Source organism: Roseateles sp., assembly GCF_031397715.1.
Lineage (GTDB): Bacteria > Pseudomonadota > Gammaproteobacteria > Burkholderiales > Burkholderiaceae_C > Paucibacter_A.
In genome coordinates this window covers 1-9,414 of record NZ_JANNMI010000139.1, presented here as the reverse complement: position 1 = coordinate 9,414, position 9,414 = coordinate 1, and the positions used below count along the sequence as shown (strand labels likewise).

At 63.0% G+C, this 9,414-nt stretch carries 10 protein-coding genes and 1 pseudogene; 4 read left to right on the top strand and 7 right to left on the bottom strand.

Going from position 1 to position 9,414, the window contains the following annotated elements; all coding sequences use genetic code 11:
* From RMO57_RS06015 to RMO57_RS05995, 5 genes and pseudogenes are all read right to left on the bottom strand, one after another.
* Window positions 1-354: pseudogene (locus RMO57_RS06015) on the bottom strand (VWA domain-containing protein); the annotation flags it as partial.
* A gap of 9 nt (window positions 355-363) precedes the next feature.
* Complete coding sequence (locus tag RMO57_RS06010) at window positions 364-1,326, bottom strand: 4Fe-4S binding protein (RefSeq protein ID WP_310385114.1); 963 nt, start codon at window positions 1,324-1,326, stop codon at window positions 364-366.
* Window positions 1,313-2,131 (bottom strand): CbbQ/NirQ/NorQ/GpvN family protein, encoded by an 819-nt coding sequence (locus tag RMO57_RS06005; protein WP_310385115.1) that lies wholly within the window; start codon window positions 2,129-2,131, stop codon window positions 1,313-1,315. Before RMO57_RS06005 ends, RMO57_RS06010 begins: the two co-directional genes overlap by 14 nt.
* 18 nt (window positions 2,132-2,149) lie before the next feature.
* On the bottom strand, window positions 2,150-3,589 hold the full coding sequence (locus RMO57_RS06000) for a cbb3-type cytochrome c oxidase subunit I (RefSeq protein WP_310385112.1): 1,440 nt from the start codon (window positions 3,587-3,589) through the stop codon (window positions 2,150-2,152).
* A gap of 13 nt (window positions 3,590-3,602) precedes the next feature.
* A complete protein-coding gene (locus RMO57_RS05995; protein WP_310385110.1) occupies window positions 3,603-4,034 on the bottom strand; it encodes a c-type cytochrome in 432 nt (143 codons plus the stop codon).
* Window positions 4,035-4,209: 175 nt separating this feature from the next.
* Between RMO57_RS05995 and RMO57_RS05990 the strand changes: the two genes are divergently transcribed.
* The 4 genes from RMO57_RS05990 to RMO57_RS05975 are packed head-to-tail and all read left to right on the top strand — an operon-like array spanning window position 4,210 to window position 7,720.
* A complete protein-coding gene (locus tag RMO57_RS05990; RefSeq protein WP_310385109.1) occupies window positions 4,210-5,334 on the top strand; it encodes an ABC transporter permease in 1,125 nt (374 codons plus the stop codon).
* Complete coding sequence (locus RMO57_RS05985; RefSeq protein WP_310385108.1) at window positions 5,335-6,144, top strand: ABC transporter ATP-binding protein; 810 nt, start codon at window positions 5,335-5,337, stop codon at window positions 6,142-6,144. It abuts the gene before it with no gap.
* 26 nt (window positions 6,145-6,170) lie between these two features.
* Window positions 6,171-7,142, top strand: a complete 972-nt coding sequence (locus tag RMO57_RS05980; protein WP_310385107.1) for an MlaD family protein — start codon at window positions 6,171-6,173, stop codon at window positions 7,140-7,142.
* Window positions 7,139-7,720, top strand: a complete 582-nt coding sequence (locus RMO57_RS05975) for an ABC-type transport auxiliary lipoprotein family protein (protein WP_310385105.1) — start codon at window positions 7,139-7,141, stop codon at window positions 7,718-7,720. Before RMO57_RS05980 ends, RMO57_RS05975 begins: the two co-directional genes overlap by 4 nt.
* A gap of 6 nt (window positions 7,721-7,726) precedes the next feature.
* On the opposite strand, the gene RMO57_RS05970 is transcribed toward RMO57_RS05975, so the two are convergent.
* Together RMO57_RS05970 and RMO57_RS05965 are read right to left on the bottom strand one after the other, a co-directional pair.
* A complete protein-coding gene (locus RMO57_RS05970; protein ID WP_310385103.1) occupies window positions 7,727-8,581 on the bottom strand; it encodes a J domain-containing protein in 855 nt (284 codons plus the stop codon).
* A gap of 119 nt (window positions 8,582-8,700) precedes the next feature.
* On the bottom strand, window positions 8,701-9,414 hold a 714-nt coding region (locus RMO57_RS05965; RefSeq protein WP_310385101.1), incomplete at its 5' end, for a sodium/proton-translocating pyrophosphatase.

Sequence of the window (9,414 nt, the reverse complement as noted above, 5' to 3'; positions counted from 1 at the left end):
ACCGCTGTTGAGATAGACCGCCGACAGCGCGGCCAGCCACAAATAGAGGTCGCGATTCAGTTCGAGCTCTTTGAAGACGGCGATCTGCGCCGGCAGCGACAACACGTCCGGCTCCAGCCGCGCCAGCTTGACGCGGCCGTCCTCGCCGCTGAGCTTTTGCAGCCAGCCGCGCGGCCCGCCCGTTTGAGTCGCGGTGGCCTCGCCCAGCCTGACCGCCGCGCTGCCGCCGGCAGCGCGGAACAACATGGCGATGCTGCGCCGCATATCCACCAGCTGAACCGCTGCGGCCAGATGTTGCTGATCCGCGGCGCGCGTGACAAAGCGGTGCCAGACCTTGCCGATCCACTCTTCCATCTCAGCCTCTCAGGGTTGCCCGTCGTGTTTTGTGGCTTGATCGAGCTTCTTCTGCCGCAAGGTTTCGCGCACCGCGTCCAGCCCGACCCGCCATTCCAGCAATTGGCCGCGCCCTTGCGCGCCCTGGGAGTCATCACAGGCCTCAATGCACTGACCGCATTGCACGCAGGAGAACATCATCCGTTTGATATTGCGCGGGTGCAGGCGCATCGGGCAGACGCTGTCGCAGGCCGAGCCTCGGGGGTCGTCACAGGACCTGCAATCACGTGCATTTTCACGCGCGAAGGCGACCACCATGCCCTTCGGGTTGGCCATCCAAGCCAGACTTTGAAAAAGCCCCACGGCGCAGCCGAAGCGGCAAAACAGATGGCGGGCGAAGGCGAATTCGGCCGTGAAGATCAGCGTGGCGATGCCGAGGAAGCGGGCCTGGTTGGGCGTCAAGCTGCCGTTCAGCAAGTTGTGCCAAATCTCTGCCGGTGGCAGCAAGTAACTGAGTAGGGTGACGGCCCACAGCGCGCCCATCAGCAGGCAGGACAGCCCATACACGGGCCACCAACGTGCGCTAGGTTCGCGCCCGGCTCGCTTGACGCGAACCCGGTCCCACAGACTGAACTTGCCAATCGCACGGTGCAATAAATCGTTGAGCAGCTCTACCCCGGCGAAATGCGGGCACAGCCAGCCGCAGTAGAGCCGCCCATAGCGCCAGGCGATGAACAAAAAACCCGCGATCAAAAGCAGCGCCGGCAGAAAAGCACGGGTGAAGATATTGATGGCGGTCTGCGCGGCCGTGGCCTCGCCGGCTTTGAGCGCGTCGACGCCGAGGGTCCAGCGTTGCCCCAGAAACCAGAGCTGCGCTTCGTTCAGATCAAAGCGCAGCAGATTGAGCGCCGGCGCCAGCACAAAGAGGGCGAAGAAGCCCAGCTGCAGGCCGCGCCTAAGGCGCTGAAGCTGGGCTTGGCTAAGTGGCTTCACCGCACACCGCCCGCACCAGCTCGCTCAGGGCGGCCGCCGTGTCGGCGTCGTCGGTCAGCGCATCCACAATCGCCGCCTGCACCGCTTGGCGCAGCGACAGCCCCGAGCCCACCAGGCGCGCCGCCACCACCAGCAAACGGGTGCTGACGGTTTCTTCCAGATCATGGTCGGTCAGGCGCCGCAGCGCCGTGGCCAGCTTGACCAATTGCGCCGCCAAGGCCGGCGGCACCTGCGCCTCGGCCTCGATGATGGCCTGCTCTATTTGTGCGTTAGGGTAGTCCATGCACAGCGCCACAAAGCGCTGGCGCGTGCTGGGTTTGAGGCTCTTGAGCAGGTTCTGATAGCCGGGGTTGTAGGAAATCACCAGCATGAAACCGGGGGCTGCCTGCAACTGTTCGCCGGTGCGCTCAATCGCCAACATGCGCCGGTCATCGGCCAGCGGGTGCAGCACCACGGTGGTGTCGCGTCGGGCCTCGACCACCTCGTCCAGGTAGCAGATCGCACCTTGGCGCACCGCGCGGGTGAGCGGCCCGTCCGACCATTCGGTATTGCCGCCGCTGATCAAAAAACGCCCGACCAGGTCGGACGCGCTCAGATCATCGTGGCAACTGACGGTGATCAGCGGGCGACCCAGCCGTGCCGCCATATGCTCGACCAGACGGGTTTTGCCGCAGCCGGTCGGGCCCTTGATCAGCAAGGGCAGGGCGCTGGCATGCGCATGCTCAAAAAGCCGGCATTCATCGCCCTGCGGCGCGTAAAAAGGGATCTCCCGCCGAATCTCCCAAAGTTGCTGAGCGCTGTGCATTTCCACCGTCAGCTCCGCTCAGGCACCGCGCAGGGCTTGGCTGAGATTGCCTGAGCCGACGCTGCTTTTTTCAACCACCGGCTCGCCGCCAATGAAGAAGCTGCACAGATAGGTGATCAAGCCGGCCAGGAACATCACGCCGCCGGCCATGCGCGTCCAGTAGAAGAAGCGCAGCTGGTCTTGGGTGGCCATGAAACCCATCGCGTTCTCGGTCGGCATGCGCTGCAACCAGATCTGCACAGTGCCGGCACCGGTCAAGGCCAGCACCATCACGCCCATGCCGATGGTCATGATCCAGAAGCTCCACATCTCGGCGTTCTGCGCCTTTTGGCTGTTGGCGATGCGCCCGCGCAGCGTCGGCATTGAATAGCTGATCATCGCCAGCACCACCAGCACATAGGCGCCGTAGAAGGCCAGATGGCCGTGCGCGGCGGTGACCTGTGTGCCGTGGGTGTAGTAGTTGACCGCGCTCAGCGTATGGATGAAGCCCCACAGACCGGCGCCCAGGAAACCGACCACTGAGGTGCCGACGGCCCACAGCAAGGCAGCCTGGTTCGGGTGCTCGCGGCGGCGGCGCTGCACCATATTGAAGGCGAACACCGTCATCATGAAGAAGGGGATCGGCTCCATCGCCGAGAACACGCTGCCGACCCAATGCCAGTAGCCGGGCAGGCCGATGAAGTAGAAGTGATGGCCGGTGCCGAGGATGCCGGTCATCAGCGCGAAGGCGACGATCACGTACAGCCATTTGTCGATCACCTCGCGGTCAACGCCGGTGGTCTTGATCAAGACAAAAGCCAACAGCGCGCCGAGGATCAGCTCCCAAGTGCCTTCCACCCAGAGGTGAACGACGAACCACCAGTACATCTTGTCGCGCACCAGGTTGTGCGGGTTGACGAAGCTGAACAAAAACATAATGGTCAGGCCCCACAGGCCCAGCAGCAGCACCAAGGAGATGCTGGTCTTGCGGCCCTTCAACACCGTCATCGAGATATTGAACATAAAGCCCAGGCACACGACGACGATGCCGAGCTTGGTCGGCAGCGGTTGTTCCAGGAACTCACGCCCCATCGTCTGCAGCAGATCATTGCCGGTCAGCTCGGCCAGCTTGGCATAGGGCACGGCCAGGTAGCCAATAATCGTCACCGCGCCGGCCACCAGGAAGATCCAGAACAGCGCCAGCGCCAGTTTGGGGCTGTAGAGCTCGGTTTCCGCCTCTTCGGGCACCAGGTAATAGGCCGAACCCATGAAACCGAACAGCAGCCACACGATCAGCAGATTCGTGTGCACCATGCGGGCCTGGTTGAAGGGGATGTAGGGGAACAAGAAGTCCCCGATCACATATTGCAGACCGAGGCCGAGGCCGAAGACGATTTGTGCGGTGAACAGGGCCAGGGCGGCGATGAAGTAGTACTTCGCGACCGCCTGGGATTTGTATTTGAGTGTTGTGCTTGTCATCAAGGTGCTCCGCTCAGCCTTCGATATTCGGTGGCCAGTTTTCGGTGTTGATCTCGCCGGTCCATTTCAGGAACTCGACCATATCGTCCAACTGTTGTTCGCTCAAATTGAACTGCGGCATCTGCCGGCGCCCCGGGGTGTGGGTGGGCTGAATCTTGATCCAGGTTTTGATGAACTCACCGCCCCGGCGCTTGTAGACATTGCCCAGCTCGGGAGCGAAGTACGCACCTTCGCCGAGCAGCGTGTGGCAGCCTATGCAGTTGCGGGTCTCCCAGATCTTTTTGCCCGCAATCACGCCAGGCGTGATGTTCTGGGCATTCGAGCGCGCCGGGATGCGCTGCTCGGTGTCAAAAATGATGACGGCAAAGATCAGAACGAAGAACAGCGTCCCGCCCCAAAAAATATTGCGCGCCATCTGTTTGGTAAAACCTACTCCATTGCCCATACGGACTCCTTCGCTCTTGCCATCAGATGGGCTGTAGCCTAAAAGAGAGCGCCGAAAAATTCCTTGAACGGGTTCAAGAAGCTTGGCAATAGGCGGTTTGAAGCGCTGCGTTCGGGGCTATGCTGGCGCACCGAATTACGATGCGAGCGCAGACACGATGGCGGTGGCTGAATCAGTGCAGCAAGACAGTCCGACGGCGGTGCCGCGGATCGTGCATCTGGCCGTTGACGGTGGCCCTGGTCTGGCTCGGCTTGAGGGCGATTGGAGTTTGCTGCCTTTGCGTGGCCACTTCGAGGCTTTGAGTGCGCAGGCCGGCGCGCTTTGGCGGGCCGGTGTGGCCTGGGATCTTGGCGCGTTGCAGCGCCTGGACAATGCCGGCGCGATGACGCTCTGGGATGCCTGGGGTCGGCGCTTGCCTGACGCGATCGCGTGGCTGCCCGAGCATCAAGCCATCTTTGCAAAACTGGTCTTGCCCAAGTTGCCGGCCGCCAAGCGCGGCCGTGTGCCGGCCGGTGTGGTCGCCTTTGGGGGTGATTTGATGTTGATGGCCGAGCACTTGGTCGGTGGCACCCGCTTGCTGGGGCAGTTAGCGCTGGACTGCTGGCATTTACTCAAGCATCCCGGCCTGATCGCCTGGCGGGACATCTCGGTCAATATCTACCGCACCGGCGCGCAGGCGCTGGGCATCACCGCGCTGGTGGGCTTTCTGGTCGGCGTCACGCTGTCCTATTTGACCTCGCGTCAGCTGCGCTTGTTCGGCGCCGACATCTACGTCATCAACATCCTCGGCTTGAGCGTCTGGCGCGAGTTGGGCCCTTTGCTGGCGGCGATTTTGGTGGCCGGGCGCAGCGGCTCGGCGATGACGGCGCAACTCGGCGTGATGCGCGTAACGCAGGAACTTGACGCACTCTCGGTGATGGGGATCTCGCACACGATCCGCTTGGTCTTGCCGAAGGTTTTTGCGCTCGGGCTGGCGATGCCTTTGGTGGCCTTGTGGACGAGTTGCATGGTGCTGGCCGGCGGCATGGTGGCCGCGCGTGCGACGCTGGGGCTGGACTATGTGCAGTTCCTGCACGGCCTACCGGCGGCGGTGCCCGAGGCCAATCTGTGGTTGGGTCTGGGCAAGGCCCATGTGTTCGGCCTGTTGATTGCGTTCGTGGCCTGCTATTTCGGCCTGCGCATCAAGCCCAATAGCGAGAGTCTGGCCGTGGGTACGACCAGTTCGGTGGTTAGCTCGATCACCGCCGTCATCATTGCTGATGCGGCTTTTGCGATCATTTTTCAGGGAGTCGGCATTTAGATGGCGACGCTGATCGAAGTGGACAAGGTGACGACCGTGCTGGGCCGTGCGGTGATCCACCGCGGCCTCAGCCTGAAGGTATTTGCCGGCGAGGTGTTGGCCATCATCGGCGGCTCGGGCAGCGGCAAGACCACCTTGCTGCGTTTGATGCTGGGCCTGCAGCGGCCAACGGCCGGCACCGTCAGCATCTTTGGCCATCAACTCGGCAATTGCGGCGCGGCGGATTTGGCTCAGGTGCGCAACCGCTGGGGCATGCTGTTCCAGCAGGGGGCGCTGTTTTCTGCGCTGACCGTGTTTGACAACATCGCCTTGCCGCTGCGCGAATTGAAAGACATCCCCAAGCGCCTGATCACCGAATTGGTGCTGCTCAAACTCAGCCAGGTGGGCTTGAGCCCGGCCGACGCCTTGAAGAAGCCGGCCGAGTTGTCGGGCGGCATGGTCAAGCGGGTGGCGCTGGCGCGGGCGCTGATTCTCGACCCGGAGTTGCTGTTCTTGGATGAGCCGACCGCCGGCCTGGACCCCGCCAGCAGCAAACGGTTCGTGCGCTTGATCGAAGACCTGCGCAGTGAAATGAGCCTGACCGTGGTGATGGTCACGCATGATGTGGATACCTTGTTTGCGCTGGCCGACCGGGTGGCGGCGTTGGCCGACCGACGGCTGGTCGGGATCGGCCCTTTGAGCGAGGTGGCCAAGCAGCCGCAGCCCTTCATACAGGACTTCTTTTTGGGACACGCGAGCGAGTGCAATGACGACTACATTCAAAGTTACCGCAACAGCTTGCGCCAGGCGCCGCTGACCGACGCGGGCTGAACCGCATCAAAGGAGCACCAGGAAAAATGGAAAACCGTGCACACGCCCTGGCCACCGGCATCTTCATCCTTTTTCTGGGCGGCGTGTTGGCCTTGGTGGTGGCCTGGTTTCAGGGCGAGCAGGGCGAAAAAGTCGACTTCACCATCGTCTCGCGCAGTGGTGTGTCGGGCTTGAACCTGAAGGCGCCGGTCAAGCTGCGGGGCGTCTTGGTCGGCAAGGTCGAGGCGATTGGTTTTGACAAGGATGACAGTCAGCGAATTTTGATCGGCATCCGGGTTGCCAAGACGGCGCCCTTGACGCAGGCGACGGTGGCCCGCCTGGCCTATCAAGGCATCACGGGCCTGAGCTATATCGATCTGTCCGAGCCAGACGGTACTCAGGCGTCGCCGTTGCTGGTGGCGGGCGCTGCGCCGATTGAGCTGCAAGCCTCGATGCTGGACCGCCTCAGCAGCGCCGGGCCGCAGCTGCTGGAGCGCGTCAGCGAGGCCGCAGTGCGGGTCAATACCTTGCTGGGCGACGCCAATCAGCAGGCCTTCAGCCGCAGCTTGGGCCAATTTGGTGAGGCGGCGAGCCAAGTCGCGGCCTTGAGCAAGGCCTTGACGCCGACCGCTGCGGCGTTGCCTCCGCTGGCGGCGCAGACGCAGCATTTGATGGCCGCTGCCAGTGCCACGCTGCAGCGCGTTGACGGCTTGGCGGCGGAGTCGACCGTGTTGGCCCAAGAGCTGCGTCAGCGTGCCGAGTTACTTGACCGGATCGGGCAGGCCTCGGCGCAGGTGCAGTTGACGGCGCAGCGCCTGGATATGGCCTTGGTCGGCGCCAATCGAGGGCCGCGCAGCCAGTCGCTGGTCGACGTTTGGAGTCAAAGCGGCCGCGCGGTCGAGCGCACAGTCAACCAGATCGGTGAGCAGCCGCAAAGTTTTCTGTTCGGACCATTGCCGGTGCCAGCCGGGCCGGGCGAGCTGGGCTTCGATGACACGGCCAGAAAGGCGAGCAAATGAGGCGTGCAATTTTGAAAACCCTGCTGTTGGCGAGCGCAGCGGCCTGTGTGTTGAGTGCCTGCGCTGTGGGCGGCAATAAGGCGGCGGCGCCGGTCGTGTTCGACTTGGGGCCGCTCTCCAGCTCGGCAACCCAGGTCTTGCCTGATTTGCAATTGAGCGAAATGATTGCGCCGCCATGGTTAGCCACGTCGGGCATGGCCTACCGCTTGGTCTACCAGAATGAGTTCCAGGCCCAGTTTTACCGCGACAGCCGTTGGGCCGCGCCGCCGGCCGCGCTATTGACTGAACGGCTGCGGCAAAAGCTGGCCTTGGGAGCGCGCAGCGGGGCCAGCAAGCCCTTGCCGCTGCGCCTGGAGCTGGTCGAGTTTGAGCAGCGCTTCAACTCGACCACGCAGTCGGAAGTCAGAGTCAGCCTGCGGGCGCGCTTGGGTGAGGGGCCTGGTGCGGTGCAGACCTTTGAGCTGGTAAAACCCAGCCGCAGCGCCGACGCTGCCGGCGCCGTGCGCGCCTTCAGTGAAGCCAGTGATGAGGTTTTGAATCAGTTGCTGGCCTGGGTCGCACTCAACGCCAAGTCTTGAGGCCAGTCAGTTGGTGCTGGCCGCCGCCCCCATGCGTTCGATACGCCGGTGCAAAAACGCCTGCGCCAAGTTCGATTGCGGCAACAGGCGCTGGCCGATATAGAGCTCTTGGCGGCGCTCGCCGATCTGGCTGCGTAGGCGATTCGCCATCACGCTCAAGGGGTCCAGCCCTTTGACTTCGGCCTGCGCGATGGCCAGCCAAAGCCGGTGCATCGGATGTACGGTCAGCAGCGCCATATGCGCTTGCACCACCCGCAAGCGGCCCTGCACCAGCCGTTCGCAGCGGTCCAGCCAATTGCGCAGCGCGTCCGCGTTGCTGCCGCTGACGCGTACCGGATCTTCGCCGGCCGCCAGCAGCAAGACTTCCAACTGCGCACGGTTAGAGGCTGAGTAAGCTTGGTTGACCAGCATCATGCTTTGCTCGCGGGCGCTGCGGTCGATCTCGGTGGCAGCAAAGTCGGGATGCAAGCGCATGGCGGCGCGGCGGTACAGCGTTTTCAGTGTCGGCGGGGCCAGCTCGACCAAGCCGCTCTGTGGTTCGGCTGGCAGCGCAGTACCTGGGGGTAATCGCGGCAATACCGGCAAGGCAGTTGCTTGCGGGGCCAGTGGCGAGCGGGCATCAATGCCGCTGCTGCGCAACGCTTCGGCCAGACCATGGGTGGCACTGTGCAGTTGCGACTCCAGCGCATCCAGCTCCAGGTAGGACTCGCCCAATGCGTCGACATAACGGCTTACAAAGCCTTGCACGCGCGCGCGCAGGGCTTCGAATTCTTGCTCTTGATCCGCACAGTAGCGGCGCAGATCGCTCAATTGCGAACGCCGCCGCTCCAAGCCGTGCCGTGAGATCGCTGTGTTCGTCATGACAGATTGAGAGTCCCTATTCCTGGGCACTATTGTGGCGCGCCCGGCGCTGGTCTTAAAGTAAAAACAGCCCGCAAGCGGGCTGTTTTATCCAGAGCTAAGCCTTTATGTTGCCGCAATCAAGGCTGTGAGGCCGCCTTCATAGGCGCAGATGCTGCCGTGCCGCTGAGTTCGGCCGAAGCTGCCGCTGCAGCGGGTGCATGTTGCGCCGTCGCAGTGGAGTGTTGCATCGGCAATAAGGGCACGATCAACAGTGCCACGATATTGATGATCTTGATCAAGGGGTTGACGGCCGGGCCGGCGGTGTCCTTGTAAGGGTCGCCGACGGTGTCGCCCGTGACGGCGGCCTTGTGCGCCTCACTGCCCTTGCCGCCGTGGTTACCGTCTTCGATGTACTTTTTGGCGTTATCCCAGGCGCCGCCGCCGGTGCACATCGAGATCGCCACAAACAGGCCGGTCACGATGGTGCCCATCAGCAAGCCACCCAAGGCCGCAGGGCCTAACACCAAGCCCACCACCACCGGTACGATCACCGGCAGCAGGGACGGGATGATCATCTCCTTGATCGCGGCAGTGGTCAGCATGTCGACCGCAGCGCTGTAGTCGGGCTTGCGCTTGCCGGCCATGATCAGGCCGTCCTCGAACTGCCGCCGGACTTCAACCACCACCGAGCCCGCAGCACGACCCACGGCTTCCATTGCCATGGCGCCGAACAGATAGGGGATCAGGCCGCCAATGAAGAGACCGACGATCACTTTCGGGTCGCTCAGGTCAAATGCCACGCTCATGCCGCGGCCTTCGAGCGAGTGTGTGTAGTCGGCAAACAGCACCAG

Coding starts and splice junctions, on each gene's coding strand:
- RMO57_RS05985 (WP_310385108.1), top strand. CDS start 5,335: ATGGCGACGCTGATCGAAGTGGACAAGGTGACGACCGTGCTGGGCCGT.
- RMO57_RS06005 (WP_310385115.1), bottom strand. CDS start 2,131: ATGCACAGCGCTCAGCAACTTTGGGAGATTCGGCGGGAGATCCCTTTT.
- RMO57_RS06000 (WP_310385112.1), bottom strand. CDS start 3,589: ATGACAAGCACAACACTCAAATACAAATCCCAGGCGGTCGCGAAGTAC.
- RMO57_RS05975 (WP_310385105.1), top strand. CDS start 7,139: ATGAGGCGTGCAATTTTGAAAACCCTGCTGTTGGCGAGCGCAGCGGCC.
- RMO57_RS05980 (WP_310385107.1), top strand. CDS start 6,171: ATGGAAAACCGTGCACACGCCCTGGCCACCGGCATCTTCATCCTTTTT.
- RMO57_RS05970 (WP_310385103.1), bottom strand. CDS start 8,581: ATGACGAACACAGCGATCTCACGGCACGGCTTGGAGCGGCGGCGTTCG.
- RMO57_RS05995 (WP_310385110.1), bottom strand. CDS start 4,034: ATGGGCAATGGAGTAGGTTTTACCAAACAGATGGCGCGCAATATTTTT.